Raw genomic sequence first — 22,715 nt, forward strand, 5'->3', positions numbered from 1 at the left:
CAAAGAAATAATTTAGGATACTGCTCAAAACCAGTCGCGCCGAGGGCTGGAGCGACTGACTCTCCACAGACTTAGGCTACCACAGCTAGACACTTTGGTAAGCCCCATTTTGTACTTTTTTTTGTGCAATACGGTAATTTATTGCATTAGTCCACGTTTTATACTACTTCGAAGCCTTCTACTGGTCGTTCAAGTGCCAGTTTCAGTACCTCTTCAACCCATCTCACTGGATAAATTTTCAAGTCAGCGATCACATTAGCTGGAATTTCCTCCAAATCTCGTTCATTTTCTTTTGGAATTAGAACGACTTTGGTTCCACCACGGTGCGCAGCGAGTAGTTTTTCTTTCAATCCACCAATGGGTAATACTTCACCACGGAGGGTTATTTCACCTGTCATCGCCACATCGGCGCGAACAGGATTTCCCGTAAGACTAGAGACCAATGCAGTGCACATAGCAGCACCCGCTGAAGGACCATCTTTTGGTGTTGCACCTTCTGGAACGTGCACATGGATATCACGCTTCTCATAAAAATCTGGATTAATGCCCAGTTGCTCAGCTCGTGCACGCACAACCGTCATTGCCGCTTGAATCGACTCTTGCATTACATCGCCTAGCGAGCCGGTATAAGACAACTTACCTTTACCTGGTACCGAGGTTGCTTCGATAGTCAGCAAATCGCCACCGACTTCAGTCCATGCAAGTCCTGTCACTTGGCCTATCTGGTTGTTTGATTCGGCTTTGCCGTAATCGCAACGCTGTACGCCTAAGAAAGACTTAAGGTTATCTTGGTTAACTAAAACATGCTTGATGCTTTTATCCAGTAAGATTCTCTTAACGACTTTACGACAAATCTTTGATAGCTCTCGCTCAAGCGAACGTACACCCGCTTCACGAGTGTAGTAACGAATAATGCCAACAATAGCACTATCATCAACGGTAACTTCTTTGGCTTTTAGTCCATTGCGCTCAATCTGTTTCGGCAATAAATGCTGCTTAGCGATATTGAGCTTCTCATCTTCGGTATAACCCGACAGACGAATCACTTCCATACGGTCTAATAACGGACCTGGAATATTCATTGAATTCGATGTCGCGACAAACATGACATCAGACAGGTCGTAATCAACCTCCATGTAATGGTCGCTAAAGGTGGAGTTCTGTTCAGGATCAAGCACCTCAAGTAATGCTGATGCAGGATCGCCCCGCATATCACTACTCATCTTATCAATTTCATCAAGTAAAAATAGCGGATTCTTAACCCCCACTTTTGACATTTTCTGGATGACTTTACCTGGCATAGAACCTATGTATGTACGACGATGACCGCGGATCTCCGCTTCATCTCTCACGCCGCCTAAGGCAACGCGCACATACTTACGTCCAGTCGCTTTGGCGATAGATTGGCCCAGTGATGTTTTACCAACACCTGGCGGCCCAACTAAGCACAAAATCGGACCTTTAAGCTGTTTAACACGGCTCTGTACTGCTAGATATTCGAGAATGCGCTCTTTGACTTTCTCTAAACCAAAGTGGTCGGTGTCAAGTACATCCTGCGCTTTAGCCAAATCACGTTTGATTTTCGAACGCTTATGCCAAGGCACTGCCACCATCCACTCAACATAACTTCTCACCACGGTCGCTTCAGCCGACATAGGTGACATCATCTTCAGTTTGTTAAGTTCAGCTGTCGCTTTCTCTTTAGCCTCTTCAGGCATTTTTGCTTCTTCAATTTTTTTAGCTAAGCTTTCAAACTCATCGTGAGACTCGTCAATATCGCCAAGTTCTTTCTGAATCGCTTTCATTTGCTCATTCAAATAGTACTCGCGCTGACTCTTCTCCATCTGTTTTTTAACGCGACCACGGATCCGTTTTTCGACCTGTAACAGATCGATTTCAGATTCCATCATCGCCATCAAATATTCGATGCGCTCACCAACATCAACCATCTCTAGCACAGACTGCTTATCTTCAAGCTTCAGCGGCATATGCGCTGCCATGGTGTCTGCAAGTCGAGCGGCTTCATCGATACCAGAAAGTGACGTTAGCACTTCTGGTGGAATTTTTTTATTCAGCTTGATGTAGCCTTCAAACTGCCCCACAGCCGAGCGAATTAAGACTTCTTCCTCTTTATCTGTTAATGGCTCAGATTCAAGGTAGTGTGCGGTCGCTTGGAATATCTCGTCCTGCTCAGAATAATTATCTATGCGCGCACGCTGACCGCCTTCAACTAAGACTTTAACAGTACCGTCAGGAAGCTTAAGCAGTTGTAAAATAGAGGCTACTGTACCAACATCGAAAATGTCATCGCTGGTAGGATCGTCTAACTCAGCATCACGCTGGGCGACTAGAATAATTTGTTTACCTTGTTCCATCGCTTTTTCTAAGCAACGAATGGACTTTTCTCGTCCTACGAATAACGGAATTACCATATGAGGATAAACCACTACATCTCTTAGTGGTAGTACGGGTAGTTCTATTCGCGTATCACGCTCTAGAGTCATAGCTCGATTCCGTTTTGTATGAATACTTAAGAGTATATTGGGATGATTCGATAGGTTTCAATGGCGAATAACAATTAATTAATAAACTGCACAAAAAAGGAGCCATAAAGGCTCCTTTTTAATGCTCGAGTGCAATTAAGACGATGTCTTACTCTGCACTAGCCGTTTGTGCTTCGTTATTTTCGTAGATAAGAATAGGTGAGGATTCACCTTTTACTACAGACTCATCGACTACCACTTTCACAACATCATCTGTTGAAGGTAGGTCATACATGATATCGAGTAAAATACCTTCGACGATAGACCGCAATCCACGCGCACCCGTTTTACGAGTCTGCGCCTTAATTGCAATCGCTTTAAGCGCATCTTCTCTAAACTCTAGCTCAACACCTTCCATCTCAAATAACGCCGCAAACTGCTTTGTTATCGCATTTTTAGGTTCTGAAAGAATTTGAATAAGTGCAGCATCATCAAGCTCAGACAAGGTCGCTAAAACAGGAAGTCGACCAATAAATTCAGGAATAAGACCAAACTTAACTAAATCTTCTGGCTCTACTTGCAATAACATATCAGAGATTGTCGCTTTATCAGCGTCTCCCTTTACGTTTGCACCGAAACCAATGCCTGAACCCACGTTTGCGCGTTGTTCAATGACTTTTTCTAAGCCTGAAAATGCGCCACCACAAACAAACAAAATCTTCGAGGTATCTACCTGCAAAAACTCTTGTTGTGGATGCTTGCGACCACCTTGTGGTGGAACCGCTGCAACCGTACCTTCAATCAGCTTAAGTAAAGCTTGTTGAACACCTTCACCTGATACATCTCGTGTAATTGATGGGTTGTCAGACTTACGGCTGATTTTATCAATTTCATCAATATAGACAATACCACGTTGGGCCTTCTCTACATCGTAGTCACATTTCTGTAGTAACTTTTGAATGATGTTTTCGACATCTTCACCAACATAACCCGCTTCTGTCAGCGTCGTTGCATCGGCCATCGTGAACGGCACATCCAAGAAACGTGCAAGTGTTTCTGCTAACAGCGTTTTACCACTACCTGTAGGGCCAATCAGCAAAATATTACTTTTACCCAATTCGACACCATCTTTAGGGCTCGCATTTTTCAAGCGCTTATAATGGTTATATACCGCTACAGATAACACCTTTTTAGCTTTATCTTGGCCAATAACATAGTCGTCCAAATGCGCTCTTAATTCATGCGGTGTTGGCAACTTGTCTTGATCTTGCTTAGGAGAAATCTCTTTTATCTCTTCTCTAATGATGTCATTGCAGAGTTCTACGCACTCATCGCAAACATATACAGAAGGTCCAGCAATAAGTTTTCTCACTTCATGCTGGCTCTTTCCACAAAAAGAGCAGTACAGCAGCTTCCCGCCGTCACCGGTACCTTTGTTTTCGCCCATTACCTTACCTCTGTTTGCAGCCTATCAGCTGCAGAATTCTTTTATATTACTTCATCACTCAGCATAGCTCAGCCTAAAGCAAAAATCAGCCTCGTTTATTCATCACTGAATCGACAAGTCCATACTCAGTTGCTTCATCAGCACTCATAAAGTTGTCACGGTCGGTGTCACGCTCAATGATTTCTAGCGGCTGGCCTGTATGTTCTGCCAACATAGTGTTTAGCTTATTCTTAATGCCCAAGATCTCTTTGGCATGAATAGCGATATCTGACGCTTGGCCTTGGAAACCACCCAATGGTTGGTGGATCATCACTCGCGAATTAGGTAGACAATAACGCTTGCCCTCCGCTCCGCCAGCTAACAAGAATGCGCCCATACTTGCCGCTTGGCCAATACACACAGTGCTAACGTTTGGCTTAATGAACTGCATAGTGTCATATATTGCCATACCCGCCGTTACAGAACCACCTGGAGAGTTAATATAAAGGAAGATATCTTTATCAGGGCTCTCTGACTCCAAAAACAGCAATTGTGCAACGACCAGATTAGCCATGTGCTCTTCTACGGGGCCAACTAAGAAAATGATACGCTCTTTTAAAAGACGAGAATAGATATCATATGAGCGTTCACCTTTAGCAGTTTGTTCAACCACCATAGGAACGAGTGCATTTAAAACTGATTCTGGTGCATTTTGCATTATTAATAATCCCTAAATAAAAATGGCCCGCATGAGGAACCTCATACGAGCCATTATAAATGGCTAATAGCCATTTAAGTCAAGCGATGGTTACGCGCGACCGCTTGCCTTGTTCATAAATTCTTCAAATTTGACTTCTTTTTCAGTCAAAGTTGCAGTTTTTAGTAACTGTTCTACTGCTTGCTCTTCAAGTGCAACGTTACGCATGTTCTGCATAAGTTCTTCATTGCCATTGTAGTAAGCAACAACTTCACTTGGATCTTCGTATGCAGATGCCATTGAAGCTATTAGACCTTGAACACGTTCGTCTTCAGCTTTAAGTTCGCTAGTCTTGATAACTTCACCAAGTAGTAAACCTACTTTAACGCGACGTTCAGCTTGCTCAGTGAACAAGTCAGCTGGTAGTTCAGGCATGCTCGCAGCTTGATCACCAAAACGTTGCATAGCTTGCTTACGCAATACTTCTACTTCGCCTTCGATCAATGCTTTTGGCAAATCCAAAGCATTTTGTTCAACAAGACCGTTAAGGACCTGTTCTTTAACATTTGCTTTAAGCGCTTGCGCTAGCTCACGACCCATGTTCTTGCTGATTTCAGCACGTAACGCGTCGATTCCGCCTTCATTAACACCAAATAGTGTTGCGAATTCGTCATTCACTTCAGGAAGGTTAGCGCCTTGAACTTCAGTAAGGGTAATAACAAATTTAGCTGCTTTACCTTTTAAGTTCTCTGCGTGGTAATCTTCAGGGAAAGTGACTTCGATTTCGAACTCTTCACCGGCTTTATGACCTTCGATACCAGATTCAAAACCTGGGATCATGCGGCCGCTACCGAGTTGTAGTTCGAAGTCTTCAGCTTTACCGCCTTCAAACTCTTCACCGTCAACAGAACCAACGAAGTTGAATTTAGTTTTGTCACCTTCAGCAGCTGCACGTTCAACAACTTCAAATGAAGCATGTTGATTACGTAGCGTTTCAATCATTGCGTCAACATCAGCTTCAGTAACTTCAGCTTTAGGTTGCTCAACAGCAATTGACTCTAAACCTTTAAGCTCTACTTCTGGGTAGATTTCAAAAGTGGCAACAAACTCAAAGGTTTCGCCTTCAGCAACACCAGGAGCAAACGTTGGTGCACCCGCTGGGTTCAACTTCTCAGCAATAATAGCTTCAACAAAGTTACGCTGCATCACTTCACCAGTGATGTCTTGACGAATAGCTTTACCGTAACGCTTGTTAATAACGCTTACCGGTACTTTTCCTTTACGGAAACCGTCAATACGAGCACGCTTAGCTTCACTTTTTAATGCTTCTTTAACTGTATTTTCGATCTGCTCAGCAGGTACCGAAATAGTTAGGCGACGCTCTAGACCTTGTGTGGTTTCTACAGAAACTTGCATTTTTTTACCTCTAAATATGTCTGTCGTCCTTTGCAATAGTCGAAAAATCAACTATTAAGGTATTCGTTTCTTGACTCGTAAATTTAACCAAAATACCCATAAACACTGATGTTTGGCACTGGTCACTCTTAGTTGATAATTATCAAGACGCGACATTATAGCTATCGAATGCGCTGGAGTCGAGCCTCAAAGTACGATTTACAGGCGTAAAAAAAGCGACCTAGGGTCGCTTTTCAACTTCTTTACAGAAAGAGTGGGGTGACTGATGGGGCTCGAACCCACGACAACCGGAATCACAATCCGGGGCTCTACCAACTGAGCTACAATCACCACAAAAATGGTGCGCCCGGCAGGATTCGAACCTGCGGCCACCCGCTTAGAAGGCGGGTGCTCTATCCAACTGAGCTACGGGCGCTCGGCAATGAATTAAATTCATTTCCTGAACTGGGCAACTAACGTTTCACGTTAGTTTTAAAATGTGGTCGGTGATAGAGGATTCGAACCTCTGACCCTCTGGTCCCAAACCAGATGCGCTACCGGGCTGCGCTAATCACCGAAATTGAAACATAACGAAAATATAGTATTGGGAAATATTTTCTGCTTCTGCTCTAAACGAACTATCTCGTTGAGAACGGAGCGCATATTATCCCCTAGTCTAAAGGCCGTCAACGACTTTCTTTAAAAAAGCGTTCGGCTGCTTATTTAACACGCTACGATATCGTTCTTTGCTGCTATCGCCAGCAATATGCGCAAGATACCGTCAATATAGCAGACCATTTAATATAGCGGCTCCGGTCATGAAATCTATTTATTGATCAATATTGTCAGCATAAAAAATGTAACCGTTGTCTCTTGCCGCCAAAATGGCAATTTATCCTACTTATAACTGTATTTGCATTATTTATAGCAGCACTCGCCCTCCGACAAAATGGATACTTTCTACAACTTTACCTTGTACTCATTATCCGTATTTAAGAATTGTTTGTTAGCGGTCTAAATCAATGACACCTATCATATGTCCTGTTAAAATGACGCCGTTTTCCATTATCGCGCCGTATAAAGGACACCTAGCCCCATGACCGCTCAAAAAATCGATGGAAAAGCTATCGCTCAAACCATTCGAACTAAACTCAAAGACAAAGTAACCGCCCGTAAAGAGGCTGGTCTAAGAGTGCCTGGTTTAGCCGTGATACTTGTTGGGGCAGATCCTGCTTCACAAGTTTATGTGGCGAGTAAACGCAGAGCCTGTGAAGAGCTTGGCTTTATGTCTCGCTCATACGATTTAGACAGTACAACGCCTGAAGAAGTGTTGTTATCACTTATTGATGAATGTAATGATGACCCCACTATTGACGGTATTTTGGTGCAACTACCGCTACCAGAGCATATTGAAGAATCAAAAGTCATTGAACGTATTCGTCCAGATAAAGATGTCGATGGTTTCCATCCCTACAATGTAGGCAGACTCGCTCAACGTATTCCAGTGCTACGTTCATGCACGCCAATGGGCATTATGACGCTCATTCAGTCGACGGGTGTCGATACTTATGGTCTAGACGCCGTCGTTGTTGGCGCATCGAATATCGTTGGTCGCCCAATGACTCTCGAGTTACTGCTTGCGGGTTGCACGACAACAACATGTCATCGCTTTACCCGTAATTTAGAACAGAAAGTAAGACAGGCTGATTTAGTTGTCGTGGCCGTCGGTAAGCCAGGGTTTATTCCCGGTGAATGGATAAAGCCTGGTGCCATTGTTATTGATGTCGGTATTAACCGCTTAGAAAATGGCAAACTTATTGGTGATGTGCAATTTGAAAAAGCCTCTGAAAATGCTAGCTTTATCACGCCAGTACCCGGTGGTGTAGGCCCAATGACCATTGCCAGCTTGCTCGAGAACACGTTATACGCTTGCGAGCGATATCACGATGAGCCTCTAGAGAGATAAAGGTTACAAACATAAATGCCACGCCGTTCGATCCATAACGTGAACAGTGGCATAAGTGTTCCAGACCTTTTGTTTAGAACAGCGACCAGAATTTTCCATCCATGGGTTCTGGCATAAATGTTCCAGACATAAATACCACATTTTCCCATCCATGGGATGTGGCATAAGTGTTCCAGACACAAAAAAGCCTGCTAATTGCAGGCTTTTTTAATTCAACGTAATCGTTTTACTTTTTGCGCCAAGTCGTACCTTCGGGCCCATCTTCTAGAATAACACCTAACGCATTGAGCCCATCGCGTGCAATGTCCGCAGCGCCCCAGTCTTTCTCTGTTCGTGCACGGTTACGCTCAACAATGAGTGCTTCAATCTCTGCAACTTCATCATCTGAGCCCTCACCTTTAAAGAAAGTGTCGACATCTTGCGAAAGAATACCCAATACATCCGCAAGCTGCTTTAATGCAACACCTAATGCCGATGCCTGAGCCATATCAGTTAATTTAAGGCGATTGATCTCTCGCACCATTTCAAACAATACTGAATACGCCTCTGGTGTATTAAAGTCATCATCCATTGCACGCTTAAACTGAGCCACAAACTGTTCTGCCGCCGCAGCTTCTAGCGTTAAATCTAAGTCTTTAAGCGCGGTGTAGATCCGCTCTAATCCCGATTTAGCTTGTTTAAGGTTATCTTCTGAATAGTTTAGCTGGCTACGATAATGACCCGATAATAAGAAGTAACGCACTGTTGCCGCATCATAGTGATTTAATACATCACGGATGGTGAAAAAGTTATTTAAAGATTTAGACATCTTCTCTTTATCGACCATCACCATACCCGTATGCATCCAGTAGTTTACATACGGTGTATCGTGTGCGCAGCAAGACTGAGCGATCTCATTTTCATGATGTGGAAACTGCAGATCAGAGCCGCCACCATGAATATCAAAATGGTCACCCAAATGTTTGCTGTTCATTGCTGAACATTCAATATGCCAGCCAGGACGACCCGGCCCCCAAGGAGAGTCCCAAGTAGGCTCACCCGGTTTAGACATCTTCCACAGTACAAAATCCATTGGATCGCGCTTAGCATCTTCGATTTCAACCCGAGCACCAGCCTGTAACTGTTCTAAGTTTTGCCCAGACAAGCGCCCATACTCAGGGAAAGAAGACACACTAAATAGTACATCACCATTTGACGCAACATAGGCATGCTCACGGGCTATTAGTTTTTCAACCATAGTGATGATTTCTGGCATGTGCAATGTCGCGCGAGGTTCAAAATCTGGACGCGCCATATTGAGCGAGTCGAAATCTCGATGCATTTCACCGATAAGACGCTCAGTCAATGAGTCACAGCTTTCATTGTTTTCATTGGCGCGCTTGATAATTTTGTCATCAACGTCGGTAATATTGCGTTGAAAATTCACATCATAGCCACTGTATCTCAAATACCTAACAATCATGTCAAACGAAACAAAGGTACGTCCATGACCAATATGACATAAATCATAAATGGTCACCCCACACACATACATGCCTATTTTTCCTGGCTGTATCGGTACAAACTGTTCTTTTTGGCGGGTAAGAGTATTGTAAAGCTTCAACATTGATTATTCTCTTCAACGGCTATATTTGGAAATAAGTTGTCCAGTCTACCATTGCAAAACTCGCGGTTCCAAGCAGTTTTCCCACACCAAGTACGCAAAAATGAACAGATGCTCTTAATATCGTCTAGATTACATTACGAAGGCATCCACTATTGACACGAATGCGAAATACTTCGGTTACGTTTGCCAAATGATTAATTAAGCTAAGTCTTGTTCGCACTTTTTAAATAGTCATCTCACTGAACGCTTTATGCAACCGCACAATTACGTTAGAATCCAGCCATTATTTACAATGTGTTAAATTGCGAGAGTTAATATTATGATCACACTTCATACCAACCATGGCGACATCAAGGTTTCTTTAGATACCGAAAACGCACCTAAAACAGCAGCTAACTTCGTCAAGTATGTAAAAGAAGGCTTTTACGACGGGACTGTTTTTCACCGTGTTATCGACGGATTTATGGTCCAAGGTGGCGGTTTTAGCGAAGATATGGAGCAGAAGCCTTGCGGTGAGACCATTGAAAATGAAGCAAACAATGGCCTTTCGAACAAAGTCGGTACGCTTGCTATGGCACGTACTTCAGATCCACACTCAGCAACCGCTCAGTTTTTCATCAACATCAACGACAACACTTTCTTAGATTTTAAGTCTGAGTCAGCTCAAGGTTGGGGTTACTGTGTATTTGCCGAAGTATCTGAAGGTATGGACGTGGTAAATAAGATCAAAGCGGTAAGCACTGGCAACCGTGGTATGCATCAAGATGTCCCGCTTGAAGCAGTTATCATCGAAAAAGTGACTATCGAAGAGTAAGATTAACTCGATGCGTACATTATTTGTGGGCGATTTGCACTTAAGTGCAGATCGCCCCGATATTACCCAAGCTTTTCTCACCTTCTTAGAGACTCAACTTGCCGATGCCGAAGCTTTATATATCCTGGGTGATCTGTTTGAAGTCTGGGTGGGCGATGATATTGCTGAACCATTTGCAAATCAACTTGCTGATGCAATCAAATTAGCGACACAAAAACTCCCCGTTTACTTTATTCACGGCAATCGAGATTTTTTAATTGGCAGTACATTTGCAAAACGTAGTGGCATGACGTTATTGCCTGAAGTCGTTGTCCTCAATTTGTATGGCATTAACTCCGTCATCTTGCACGGCGATAGCCTTTGCACTCTCGACAAACCTTATCAACGCTTCAGAAAATTCCGTAATATGGCGTGGACTAAATGGCTTTATGCGCATCTGCCTAAATCAAAACGGCTGGGTATTGCTGCAAAAATAAGAAGCCGTAGCCAAAGCAGTAATCAGCAAAAAAGCTATAGTATTATGGATGTAGAACCAGATGCCGTACTTGAATTACTTGATTCAACACAAACGCAGCAGATGATCCATGGCCACACTCACCGCCCTGCTATCCACTCACTCACGAATGGCAAACGTCGTATCGTCGTCGGTGATTGGTATGAGCAAGGTAGCATGTTGTGTGTTAGCCAAGACAATATCGAACTTATCGAGCTTCCTTTCGGCAAGTAGGGTTACTTGCCGGTTCATTATTTAAGCGCCTACAGCCATAACTGGTGCGCCGCTATGAAACTTAAAGTCTTCATCCGCTGACGATATAAGTTCCGCTTCAACCGTCGCAAAATGCGCAACTCTATCACCTATATCAGTCGTAGAAATAGCCTGAGCCAACTTTAAATAGTCCTGATAATGGCGCGCTTCTGAACGCAGTAAAGAGATATAGAATTTTTTAAGCTCATCATCTAAATAAGGTGCCAACTTTGCAAAACGTTCACACGAGCGGGCTTCAATGAATGCACCCACAATCAGCTTATCTATCAAGGTTGCAGGTTCGTGTGTTCTCACCTGCTTCATCATGCCTTTGGCATAGCGACCAGCTCTAACATTCTGATAGTCAATTTTGCGGCTATGCATAATCTCCAATACCTGCTCAAAGTGGTGAAATTCCTCTTTAATAAGGCGCACCATCTTCTGGATGAGATCGTCACTATGGGCAAAGTCTTTGCGGGCAACCAACTCCCCTAGTAATTCATTCTTTTTGCTCTCTTTAGACAAAAAGGCGCCAGTATCACGATCTTTGATGTAAACAAAATCTTCATAAGGCTTGGCCCAGTTCAATAATACCTGTCCACTTTGCTTATCGATGGCGTATTTACGGATCAAAAACATCGCTGTCTGCGCGGCTTTTAACTCACAGTTACAATGATCAATTAACAAGCCTTTCAGTTGCTCTGGCTTTTTCGCCTCTTCAATCCAACTATCTGGTGTTTCGCATTTTAAAAATGAGTAAATAGGTGCAAGTAACTGCTGCATGCTAAGGCTCTTTGCTCTGTTCGTTAGGCTGACTATTTTATCAGTTATTCTCTGCACAATCCTAGCTTAACACCTATGCTTAAAATGATTGGCTTGACTCTTGGTTAGTTTTGTTCAATAAATAGCCTTAGAGCTGTAAAAAGTTCGTCTGCAGTTTGGCGAGCCAATTTAATCTAAAAGTTAAATGCTAAACAAGGATAACTATAATGATATTGAATCACTTAATGGGGCTTTACACTCATCCAAAAGAAGAGTGGCAAACAATAGAAAAAAATCACGAAGCACTTAGAAGCAGTCTGAGTCACATATTAATCGTTGCACTCATTCCCGCTATTTGTACTTATTTCGCGACTTCAAAAATTGGTTGGGATCTTGGTGTTGGAGAGCGTCAGTTTTTAACATCGGATAGCGCACTCATCATGTCTACAGGTATGTACTTTGGTCTCATCGCTGGCGTATTCGCACTCGCATATCTGGCTTTTTGGATGGCCAAAACCTTTGATGCCGAACCCAGTTATACCCAAGCATTAGAACTTGCCGCCTATACTGCCACCCCGTTATTCATGGTAGGTTTAGCCACCTTATATCCAACACTCTGGTTCATTATGATCGTTGGACTCGCCGGCTTAGCTTACTCGGTTTACCTGCTTTACACCGGCGTTCCCATTATAATGAATATTCCCGAAGAGAAAGGCTTTATCTATGCAAGCTCAGTGGTGACTGCAGGATTAGTACTTTTAGTCGGATTGATGGCCTCTAGCGTGATCTTATGGAGTGTGGGTTTCGGTCCAATGTATCAATAGTGCTCACGATATTATGAGACAGTCTTCTTTCTAGAAGATACAAAAAAGCCGACATAATGTCGGCTTTTTTAATCATTCAGCAAATAGGCTGAATATGACTTAAGCAAAAGTATCGCGTAAGGGGACCGTCAAATTAAAGACAAGCTTATCTTTAGCTGAATCTTTACTGTCGGCGCAGAAATAGCCTTCACGCTCAAACTGGTAAGCTTTTTCAGGTGCAGCATCAACTAAGCCAGCTTCAACCAAGCCTTGCTTAACTGTTAATGATTGTGGGTTTAGCACTTCATCAACTGACTCTGCAGCAGCAGGATTCGTGTCGATAAATAAACGCTCATATAAGCGGAACTCAGCAGGCTTGGCAGTCGACGCCTCAACCCAATGAATCACCCCTTTTACCTTACGACCGTCACTTGGGTTTTTGCCCAATGTTTCATCATCATAAGTACAGTAAATAGTGGTGATATTACCGTCAGCATCTTTATCACAACGCTCAGCTTTAATCACATAAGCATTACGTAAACGAACTTCTTTACCCTGTACTAAACGCTTGAACTTCTTGTTAGCTTCTTCACGGAAATCATCCGCGTCGATGAAAAGCTCTCGACCAAATGATAGTGGGCGTTTACCCATATCTTCATTGCTCGGGTGTATTGGTGCTTGAACAATCTCAATTTGGTTTTCAGGGTAGTTTTCAATCACCAATTTAACAGGATTGATAACAGCCATTGCCCGTGGAGCAAACTCATTAAGCTCTTCACGAATACAAGCGTCCAACATTGCGACTTCAATCATGTTCTCTTGCTTGGTCACACCAATGCGCTTACAGAATTCACGAATTGAAGCTGCTGTGTAACCTCTGCGTCTAAAGCCTGCAATGGTTGGCATACGAGCATCATCCCAACCAGAGACAAGATTACGTACCACAAGGTCATTGAGCTTTCGCTTAGACATCAATGTGTACTCAAGGTTTAATCTTGAGAACTCATACTGACGCGTGCGGTTTGGTGCTTGGAAATCATCAAGATGATCCAATACCCAATCATACAATCTGCGATTGTCTTGGAATTCAAGCGTACAAAGCGAGTGAGTAATATTTTCAATCGCATCCGAAATACAATGGGTAAAGTCATACATAGGGTATATGCACCACTTGTCGCCAGTCTGGTGATGATGAGCAAAACGAACACGATAAATAATGGGATCGCGCATACACATAAACGGCGACGCCATATCAATCTTGGCTCTTAGTGCACACTCACCCTCTTTGAATTCGCCGTTACGCATTTTCTCAAATAGCGCTAAGTTCTCTTCAGGTGTTGCATCACGGTAGGGGCTATTCTTACCCGGCTCTTTCAATGTGCCACGGTATTCACGGGTTTGTTCTGCATTTAAAAAACAAACAAAAGCCAAGCCTTTAGTGATCAACTCAACAGCGTATTGATGCAACTGTTCAAAGTAATTTGAAGAATAACGAATATCGCCATCCCACTGGAAACCAAGCCACTGCACATCGGCCTGAATAGAGTTCACATAATCAATGTCCTCTTTTTCAGGGTTGGTATCGTCAAAACGTAAGTTACATTGACCTTTATAGTCTTGTGCAATACCAAAGTTTAGGCAGATAGACTTTGCGTGGCCGATATGAAGAAAACCATTAGGCTCTGGCGGAAAGCGTGTATGCACACTGGTGTGCTTACCGCTGGCAAGATCTTCATCTATGATATTACGTATGAAGTTACTAGGACGTACTTCAGTGTCCACATGACTCATGGAATTCCTCTTTGCGAACGATGATTAATGACGAAAAAGCATAATCCTATAGATCCATATTAGGGTCAACGGTTCACGCTTAAAAACACGACTAATGGTTACAGCATAGCCATTTACAGAGCAAAAAGCAGCGAATCATCGCTGCTTTTGTTTATACATATCGAGTATACGCTAATCGCGCTATTCGGTAATCACTTTAATACCAGGAATAATTATTTGTGTTTTTCTGCCTTTCTTCTTTAGCCACACATAAAATACCACTAGTGCGATAACGAAAAAGCCAATCCACAAACTCGATTGCAATGGATGCTGAGCAAACGTAGCTCCTTGATAAAACACGGTAGCGGTACCGTAGGCTAAAGCAAACGTCCAAACTCCAGCAAATGCCGCCCATCGTCCACCGAACTCATTAACTAAGGCGCCCATAGCAGCAACACAAGGTGTATATAGAAGAATGAACAGTAAGTATGCAAATGCTGCTGTAATTCCTGAGAAACCGGCTTGTAGTGCACTAAAGGTAGAGCTATCAACTTCTAATTCTTCTGAAGCTGATTCTAATGAAGATACGTCGCCAACTGAAATAGACAGCGGATCGTCAAGTGCAATGCCAAATAAGTTTTCAGGAATCGTCGTTAACGCTGCAGCAAATGTTTCAGACAGTGGAGCAAGCTCTTCGTCGCCTGCACTGCCATCTGAATAAAGACTATTCAAGGTGCCTACAACGGCTTCCTTAGCAAAAATACCGGTGATAATACCCACTGTTGCTGGCCAATTTTTTTGTTCTACGCCCATTGGCGCGAAGAACGGCGTCACTTGCTGACTGGCTACACTCAGTATTGATTCAGAACTATCTTCGTGACCAAATGTACCGTCAATACCAATGGCATTAACAAAGTTAAGTAGGGTTACAACGATAACAATCGTCTTACCTGCCCCCTTGATAAAGCTTTTGGTACGCTTACCCGTTCGAGTCATTACCGTTTTAAACTTAGGTTTTTCATAACTCGGCAACTCCATGACTACCGCACTGCTAGTGCCAGGTAATAAGGTTGAGCGTAATAGTAAACCCGTACCAATCGCGGCAAAAACACCTATCAGATAAAGCAAGAACACTAAGTTCTGTCCAGACTCTGGGAAGAACGCTGCTGCAAACAATGCATATACAGGAAGACGTGCACCACAAGACATAAACGGAGCCATCATGCCCGTTACAATACGTTCGCGTTCGCTGCCAAGTGTACGTGTTGCCATAATGGCTGGTACAGAACAACCAAAGCCCACAATCATAGGCACGAATGCACGACCCGGTAGACCAATGCGACGCATTAACCCATCAACAACAAAGGCGGCGCGAGCCATATAACCTGAGCCTTCTAGCACTGAAAGTACTAAAAAGAGTGCTGCTATCACCGGGATAAATGTCGCGACCGTTTGAATGCCTTGACCAATACCACCAGCAACAATCGTCACCAGCCAAGTTGGCGAGCCAAAACTGCTCATCAATGCGCCCAGATGATCAACAAAAATAGCGCCTGCTGTCATGTCAAAAAAGTCGATAAACGCGCTACCAACATTGATACTAAACATAAACATTAAATACATCACAAACAGGAATACTGGGATCCCTGCGATTGGATGAAGTACGACCTTATCGAGCTTGTCAGTTAATGTTTCTGCGTTGTCACTTTTCACCGAACCAGTAAAGACCTGTTCGACAAAGTTAAAGCGAGTGGTCGCCACCATAATCTCAATATCTTTACCTTGATGAGATAATGCTTGAGAGTATTGCTCTACTTCACTGGCCATCTGGCTATTCTTACATTTACCACACCCTATGCTATTGGCAAGCATCGCTAACGCGCGGCCTCGGCTCAACATTTCATCTTGTGCAAGTAAGTTAGTCACGGCTGATTCAATTTCTGTATCGTAGTCAAGCACCAAAGGCGCTTCAGAGACCTTGCCATCCAGCAAAGCAACAAACTGTTGCTTCACCTTATCAATATCTTGTTCATCACGAGAGCAGACAGCAACAACAGGGCAGCCTAACTCTTTACTCATTTGCGCAACATCAATATGAATACCGCGGCTAACTGCAGCATCTATTTTGTTTAACACAACAACTAAAGGAATACCAAGTTCACGCAGTTGAACAGTCAGATATAAATGACGTTCAATATTCGTTGCATCAACAAGGTTAATAATGCCGTCTATTGGTTGTTCAGCTAAATATTGCTGCGCGATTTGCTCATCTAGTGAACAATCACAACTATTCCCCGCAGGCAGTAGATCATAAATGCCTGGTAGGTCGGTTAGAAAAACATCGGTATCTTGTAGAGCGAATTGACCGGTTTTCTTCTCGACCGTGACACCTGACCAGTTACCAACTTGCTGGTTAGAGCCTGTAAGCGCATTAAAAAGAGTCGACTTACCCGCGTTAGGGTTACCAACAGTGACGCAGTTAAATTGCTTATCCATTCGATTTTTCAACCTCAATAATATCTGCTAAATCACGACGCATACATAATTTACTGCCTCGGATATCTAATTCTACGCCAGAGCCCATAGGTGCTCTGCGGATCAAAGAAAATCGAGTATTTGGAGTGATCCCCATCGATAGGAGTTTGCGCTTTACAACAGCAGGTAGATCAATTTGCCCTACCTGAGAAATTCTGGCGAAATCGCCTGGACTTAATTCACTTAACTTCATTGTGCATTCCACCTAATTACAGGCCTCAACTCTCTTTGAATTGGTATCGATTTTAAATGACCATTGGATTAAAAAACCTTACCTAGATCAATATTTCGAACTGTAAACGATAATAATTTTCAATTGTGTTCTCTATTATGTGACAAAACTCTCAACTAATAAACGACTGTTAACAGATAAATCGTCCACGTTTAAATCACACTAAATAATAATGGTTATTATTTACACTTCTATCAAGCAATTAGCGAACAGAACACGAACGTGATCTTGATCACGCTTTTCGACTTAGCCCTTAAAGAACAGCAACAAGAAGACTAAATCACCTTACATATGTTATGGACTTGTCACATTTTTGTTCTATTATCTTAAGTTAGTAATTTACATAAATACTAATATAACAATCCAAAAATAACGCATTGAAAGCGAATGGAATGGGAATGACATGATGAATAAGAACACAGGATGGTTCTCAAGTAAGGTAATCAACCTACTTATGCTCACGGCAGTGACATTGAGTTTTAATGTCATGTCTGCCCCATGGGATGACCAACCCCCTAAAGAGGTCGAAGCGTTATTAGACAAAAAGTTTGCCGAGGGTAAGTATTCAGCTAAAGGCGCTGACACCTGTTTAATGTGTCATCGAAAAAGTCCTAAAGTCATGGCGTTATTCGATGGCGTCCACGGCAATATCGACGTCAAAGGCTCTCCAATGGCCGACCTGCAGTGCGAAGCTTGCCATGGACCATTAGGCAAACATAACCGCGGCGGTAAAGAACCAATGATCACCTTTGGTTCCAACTCTCCTGTCCCTGCCGACAAACAAAACAGTGTTTGTATGAGCTGCCACAACGATGATGAACGTATGGCATGGAGTGGCAACCATCACGACAATGCCGACGTCAGCTGCGCCAACTGTCATCAAGTTCATACCGGACACGACCCTATTGCGGACAGAGCGACAGAAGTTGCAGTTTGTACTAGCTGTCATACCCAGCAGAAAGCGGATATGAACAAACGGTCATCTCATCCGCTTAAATGGCAACAGATGGTATGTAGCGATTGTCATAATCCACACGGCACACTCGCCGACGCCAGTTTAAAGCAGATGAGCGTTAACGAAAATTGCTACTCTTGTCATGCCGAAAAACGCGGACCTAAGTTATGGGAACACGCCCCGGTCACCGAAAATTGCGCGACTTGTCATAATCCACATGGCAGCGTGAATGAAGCCATGCTTATCAGTAAGCCACCTATGTTATGCCAGCAATGCCACGCCTCTGTTGGCCATACTTCAAATGCTGTGTTCGGTGGTAACCCCAATGCATTTAATGCCGGTCAGAGTTGTATGAACTGCCATTCTCAAGTGCATGGTTCTAATCATCCATCTGGCAAGCTGCTGCAGCGCTAACAAGGAGTGGCAACCATGAAAAATTTACCGTTCCATATTAACAAGCCTCTACAACTATCTCTGATAGCGTTAGCAATAAGCGCCTCCATCGCACCAGCGCTTGCTGATGGCTATGGATTACAAAGTGCAAATCGTGATAATGCAAAAGTTGAAAAATGGCAATGCAAACGCTGCGTAACATCATCAGGCTTTAGTGGCAGTGTTGGCGTTGGCGCCGCTTATAATGATGCCAGTGATATCCATTTTGGCAATACTAGCGGCACTGACACCGATGGTGCGGTTGGTCATCTTGAGGCCGATGTTAACTACACATCAGCAACGGGTTATCAAACTCTAATCGAAGCAGACAAACTGGGTTATGACACTGGTAGCGCAAAAATTGAAACCGGCCGTCCCGGACAATATCAAATTGCGCTCGGTTATCGAGGATTAGCCAATTACGATACCAATGCAGCACTAAGCCCTTATCGAAACAGTGGCGATCAACTCGTTCTGCCCGATAGTTGGCAAACAGGGGCAACCACAGGGCAAATGCCAACGTTAGACAATGATGTCACCGAGACCACGCTCAAAACTCAGCGCGATCGGTTTTTACTCGAAGCTGACTATAAAGGTAGCTTCTATAAAGCCGATATCAATTATCAACATGAAAAACGCCAAGGCAAACGTGCCTACTCCGGCAACCTATTAACTAATAGTGCCATGTTGGCACAGCCGATTGATGACACTACCGATGAATTAGCCGCTAAAATATACTTTAATGGCAAAGGTTGGCTCGTTGGCATTGACTCATCCTTTAGCCAATATAAAAATGATCATCAAGCTGTTAACTGGAACTCTGCATTCACCCCCACTTTTGGTGCAGCCTATGAGGGCCAAAGTGCAGCATCCCCTGACAACAAAGCCTACCGTGTTGGTGCTAATGCACAACTCAACGGCAATGGTCATCAGGTATTAATGAATTTGAGTGTTGCCAGCTTTACCCAAGACCAAGCATTTCTCCCCGCGACGATTAACGGGCCATCACCTGTCCTGCCCACTAGCAATCTAGATGGACAAGTTGATACCACCGACATGAAGTTAAAGTACTCAGGGCGACTAGCACGTGGATTGAGCGTGCGAGCGCGTTACGACTATTCCGATAGAGATAATAAGACTTCGCTCAATCCTTATCCTCAAGTTATCACTGATAGCTACTATGCAGGTACCGCAGTAAACCCAGAATATGACAGAACCAAACAATTAGTCGATGTCGGCGCCAAATACCGATTTAGCCGCAGTATCTATATTGATGGTGGATATCGTTATGATCATAACGACTACAGTGACTTAGATAGAGATTCATTACAGCAAAACACCCTGTATGCAAAACTCAACTACCGTGTTTCACCCGCGTGGTCAGCTTGGATAAAAGCCACTGCAAGCGATAGAACCGGCAGCGCCTATAACGCCGTTACCACCACATCAAGCCCCAGTAATCCTTATTTAAGAAAGTCCTATCTTGCCGATAGAGAGCGCCAAGAATATAAGCTAAATGTGGCCTACAGTGGCTCAGAAGACTTTTCTGCCAGCGCTAACGTTCATGCCAACTTTGATGACTATGATGATACCCAAGTTGGATTGACGAGTGTTGATATTCAAGGCTATGACATTTCAGCCAGTTATAGGGTAAATGAGGACTTCAACATTAATGCCTACCTCAATCAAGACTGGCGTGACAGTGAACAAGCTGGCAGCACTAACTTTGGCTTACCCAATTGGTACACAAACACCGATGAACAGTCAACGCTCGTTGGGGCAGGCTTAGACTACCAAAACCTATTCGATAGCAAACTCAACTTGGGCTTAGATTACTCTTACTCTGATGGCCAAAGTGATACCGATGTTATTCAAGGGCTCACCTCGCCATATGGCGATTACTTTGCCGAAAAGCACAACGTCAATGCCTTTGCTAAATATCAGTTAGCAGAAAAAATGGCATTACGCTTCGACTGGATCTTTGAAAACTACAAAGATTCAGACTGGCTTAACCAAGGACTAGCCGTTGATTCAATTCCCAACGTGCTGATTTTTGGCGACTTAAACCACGATTATAACGCTCACTATTTTGGCCTGACATTTAGTTATCAAATGTAGTTTTGTCATTTAAAGGATTTCAAGGAAAGAAAAATGAAACTGATCACCCAATCAAGACTTCATAAAAGTATTCCTCTAGGTCTAATCGCCATATTAGCGGGTTGCGGCGGCGATGATGGCAATTCTGGCAACCCTGGAGAACCCGGCGGGCCACCAGCAACAGAAATAACCGCGCTTAGCATCGCAGTCAGTGACGTTGCTTTCGATGCTGGTATTGCGACGATTAACTACCGCATCACCAACGAGCAAGATGAACCTGTCGTCGGTATTCCGTCTGCGACCTATATAGCTGCTCAGTTGCTACCCATGGGCTATACCAATGCAGGCAATGCCAGCCAGTGGCAATATTTTACGTCAGAGTCTTGCTCCAATGTTTGTGACGGCGAATTTATCGACCATAAAAATGGGCAATATAGCTACACTTTTAGTGGTGCATTTGACGGCATGAATGACATTAGCTTTATGTCTGGTGCTACTCAGCGAGTGGTCATCAAAGTGGGCGGCGATGCTTTACCCGATGGCACCGCTTTGCCTATCACTAACCAACATCACGATTGGCAAGACAAAGGCAGTGAACCCGCTTATACCCGTAACCTCATTGAAATGGACACGTGTAATAGTTGCCACAATGATTTGGCTTTTCATGGCAGTAAATACAATGAAGTGGAAACCTGTGTGACTTGCCATAATCTAGATAAAGTCAGCAATCCTGACAATGTATTTGCCCCCATGGTTCACGGCAAGCATTTAGTCGGTTTCCCAGTGTCACTGGCTAACTGTCAAACTTGCCACGCTGCTGATGAAACGTTAACCGAAAACATGAACTGGGCTCGCGTGCCCACTATGGAGGCTTGCGGCAGTTGCCATACCAATATTGACTTCCCTGCGGGCCAAGGTCACCCAACCCAGCAAGACAATAGTAATTGTGTCGCTTGTCATAATTCAGAATGGACCATGAGTGCCCATAGTCAAGCTGATACCGATGCTGTTCTTGGCCAATTTAATGTGGAAATCGTTAGTGCAGTATTAACAGACACTACCGTTGAGTTAGCGGTAAGGCTTTCTAACCCTGCAACCAACGAAGTTTACACAGAAAGTGCCGATAAGCTTAATTTTGTCAATGACCTACGGATTTATGCCAACTGGGGAGTGAGTGTCGATTACACCACCCGCAGTGCCCGTTCAATCAAACTGCAGGACACGGCGCCTATCTCTGGTAGTGATGGATTATATACTTATCAAATCAGCGGACTCACCGTCCCTAGTGAATTAACCGCAGACAAAGGCACATTGGCCATTCAAGGTAAGCTCTGCAGCGATGACGACACGTTGGCAAGTTGTGCTGAAACAGACAACACAACCAACCTCAAGTCGAGCCATCAGTTCTTTAGTGCTACAGCACTGAGTGATACTGGACGCCGAGTCGTTGTAACCAACGAAACCTGTGGCAGCTGCCATGGCGATCAGCAGCTGAACTACCACGGTTCACGAAACGATCTTGAAGGACAGTGCCAAGTTTGTCACAACCGTAATATGCAAGCTGAAGCCAGTGCTGATAATCCTGCCGCATCAACTGCAGATTATAAGCATTTAGTACATACGCTGCATGCGGGTTCACGTGAAAGCTATCCTGATATTAACTACCCTGGCAATATCGGAAATTGTGCTCAGTGCCACACTGAAGATGACGCTGGCGTGCTGACGGCCGCATTGCCGCTTGATAGTGCAGTGCAGCCATTAGCATTTGATGATGGCAGCTTTACCAGTCCGACAGCTGCAATATGCAGTGCTTGTCATACTAGCGATACCTCAATGTCCCATATGGCTCAGCAAGGTGCCGTCTTTAAAGGCACTGAAGCAGACGCTAGCGCTGGGACCGAAAGTTGCGCGACATGTCATGGCCAAGGCGCCACCTACGATGTGCTTGCAGTGCACCCCATAAAATAAAAATTATAAGCCTAACAACTCAGGTTGCT

At 43.8% G+C, this 22,715-nt stretch carries 16 protein-coding genes and 3 tRNA genes; 7 read left to right on the forward strand and 12 right to left on the reverse strand.

What is annotated here, in order from left to right; translation table 11 throughout:
• Positions 1 to 158: 158 nt before the first annotated feature.
• The 7 genes from lon to CXF83_RS16065 form a co-directional block, all read right to left on the reverse strand.
• A complete protein-coding gene (gene lon / locus CXF83_RS16035; protein ID WP_101093594.1) occupies positions 159 to 2,504 on the reverse strand; it encodes an endopeptidase La in 2,346 nt (781 codons plus the stop codon).
• A 148-nt stretch (positions 2,505 to 2,652) separates the two neighbouring features.
• The gene (gene clpX, locus CXF83_RS16040) at positions 2,653 to 3,930 is read right to left on the reverse strand and encodes an ATP-dependent protease ATP-binding subunit ClpX (protein ID WP_101093595.1); all 1,278 of its coding nucleotides are present in this window, start codon (positions 3,928 to 3,930) and stop codon (positions 2,653 to 2,655) included.
• A gap of 85 nt (positions 3,931 to 4,015) precedes the next feature.
• Positions 4,016 to 4,627: an ATP-dependent Clp endopeptidase proteolytic subunit ClpP gene (clpP, locus tag CXF83_RS16045; protein WP_101093596.1), complete on the reverse strand. Its 612-nt coding sequence runs from the start codon at positions 4,625 to 4,627 to the stop codon at positions 4,016 to 4,018.
• A 90-nt stretch (positions 4,628 to 4,717) separates the two neighbouring features.
• Positions 4,718 to 6,022: a trigger factor gene (gene tig, locus CXF83_RS16050; RefSeq protein WP_101093597.1), complete on the reverse strand. Its 1,305-nt coding sequence runs from the start codon at positions 6,020 to 6,022 to the stop codon at positions 4,718 to 4,720.
• Positions 6,023 to 6,276: 254 nt separating this feature from the next.
• Positions 6,277 to 6,352 (reverse strand) — tRNA-His (locus CXF83_RS16055).
• A gap of 8 nt (positions 6,353 to 6,360) precedes the next feature.
• Positions 6,361 to 6,437 (reverse strand) — tRNA-Arg (locus CXF83_RS16060).
• A 64-nt stretch (positions 6,438 to 6,501) separates the two neighbouring features.
• Positions 6,502 to 6,578, reverse strand: a tRNA-Pro gene (locus CXF83_RS16065).
• Positions 6,579 to 7,097: 519 nt separating this feature from the next.
• On the opposite strand from CXF83_RS16065, the gene folD reads away from it, so the two are divergent.
• Positions 7,098 to 7,967, forward strand: coding sequence for a bifunctional methylenetetrahydrofolate dehydrogenase/methenyltetrahydrofolate cyclohydrolase FolD (gene folD / locus CXF83_RS16070; RefSeq protein ID WP_101093598.1), 870 nt, complete (start codon positions 7,098 to 7,100; stop codon positions 7,965 to 7,967).
• Between the two features lie 226 nt (positions 7,968 to 8,193).
• Here the strand turns inward: folD and cysS are convergent, their stop codons facing one another.
• Positions 8,194 to 9,573 carry a cysteine--tRNA ligase gene (gene cysS, locus CXF83_RS16075; protein ID WP_101093599.1) on the reverse strand — a complete coding sequence of 460 codons (1,380 nt, stop codon included), beginning with the start codon at positions 9,571 to 9,573 and terminating at the stop codon, positions 8,194 to 8,196.
• A gap of 319 nt (positions 9,574 to 9,892) precedes the next feature.
• On the opposite strand from cysS, the gene CXF83_RS16080 reads away from it, so the two are divergent.
• Entirely contained in the window at positions 9,893 to 10,387 is a 495-nt protein-coding gene (locus CXF83_RS16080) for a peptidylprolyl isomerase (RefSeq protein WP_101093600.1), read from the forward strand.
• Between the two features lie 10 nt (positions 10,388 to 10,397).
• Positions 10,398 to 11,114 (forward strand): UDP-2,3-diacylglucosamine diphosphatase, encoded by a 717-nt coding sequence (locus CXF83_RS16085; protein ID WP_101093601.1) that lies wholly within the window; start codon positions 10,398 to 10,400, stop codon positions 11,112 to 11,114.
• Positions 11,115 to 11,135: 21 nt separating this feature from the next.
• Here the strand turns inward: CXF83_RS16085 and miaE are convergent, their stop codons facing one another.
• Positions 11,136 to 11,915, reverse strand: a complete 780-nt coding sequence (gene miaE, locus CXF83_RS16090; RefSeq protein WP_101093602.1) for a tRNA isopentenyl-2-thiomethyl-A-37 hydroxylase MiaE — start codon at positions 11,913 to 11,915, stop codon at positions 11,136 to 11,138.
• 206 nt (positions 11,916 to 12,121) lie between these two features.
• Here miaE and CXF83_RS16095 point away from each other — a divergent pair, with 206 nt between their 5' ends.
• Positions 12,122 to 12,718: a Yip1 family protein gene (locus tag CXF83_RS16095; RefSeq protein WP_101093603.1), complete on the forward strand. Its 597-nt coding sequence runs from the start codon at positions 12,122 to 12,124 to the stop codon at positions 12,716 to 12,718.
• 99 nt (positions 12,719 to 12,817) lie between these two features.
• Here CXF83_RS16095 and glnS read toward each other — a convergent pair whose 3' ends face one another.
• The 3 genes from glnS to CXF83_RS16110 form a co-directional block, all read right to left on the reverse strand.
• The gene (glnS, locus tag CXF83_RS16100) at positions 12,818 to 14,488 is read right to left on the reverse strand and encodes a glutamine--tRNA ligase (RefSeq protein WP_101093604.1); all 1,671 of its coding nucleotides are present in this window, start codon (positions 14,486 to 14,488) and stop codon (positions 12,818 to 12,820) included.
• A gap of 180 nt (positions 14,489 to 14,668) precedes the next feature.
• Positions 14,669 to 16,963, reverse strand: a complete 2,295-nt coding sequence (gene feoB / locus CXF83_RS16105) for a Fe(2+) transporter permease subunit FeoB (RefSeq protein WP_101093605.1) — start codon at positions 16,961 to 16,963, stop codon at positions 14,669 to 14,671.
• Positions 16,956 to 17,195, reverse strand: a complete 240-nt coding sequence (locus tag CXF83_RS16110; protein ID WP_101093606.1) for a FeoA family protein — start codon at positions 17,193 to 17,195, stop codon at positions 16,956 to 16,958. Before CXF83_RS16110 ends, feoB begins: the two co-directional genes overlap by 8 nt.
• A 493-nt stretch (positions 17,196 to 17,688) precedes the next feature.
• On the opposite strand from CXF83_RS16110, the gene CXF83_RS16115 reads away from it, so the two are divergent.
• Genes CXF83_RS16115 through CXF83_RS16125 form a run of 3 tightly spaced genes read left to right on the forward strand, consistent with a single transcriptional unit; the run spans position 17,689 to position 22,686 of the window.
• Positions 17,689 to 18,603 (forward strand): DmsE family decaheme c-type cytochrome, encoded by a 915-nt coding sequence (locus CXF83_RS16115; protein ID WP_232775199.1) that lies wholly within the window; start codon positions 17,689 to 17,691, stop codon positions 18,601 to 18,603.
• Between the two features lie 15 nt (positions 18,604 to 18,618).
• Positions 18,619 to 20,739 (forward strand): MtrB/PioB family decaheme-associated outer membrane protein, encoded by a 2,121-nt coding sequence (locus CXF83_RS16120; protein ID WP_101093607.1) that lies wholly within the window; start codon positions 18,619 to 18,621, stop codon positions 20,737 to 20,739.
• Positions 20,740 to 20,772: 33 nt separating this feature from the next.
• Entirely contained in the window at positions 20,773 to 22,686 is a 1,914-nt protein-coding gene (locus CXF83_RS16125; RefSeq protein ID WP_101093608.1) for an OmcA/MtrC family decaheme c-type cytochrome, read from the forward strand.
• Positions 22,687 to 22,715 lie beyond the last annotated feature (29 nt).

The sequence above is a fragment of the Shewanella sp. Choline-02u-19 genome, assembly GCF_002836205.1.
Lineage (GTDB): Bacteria > Pseudomonadota > Gammaproteobacteria > Enterobacterales > Shewanellaceae > Shewanella.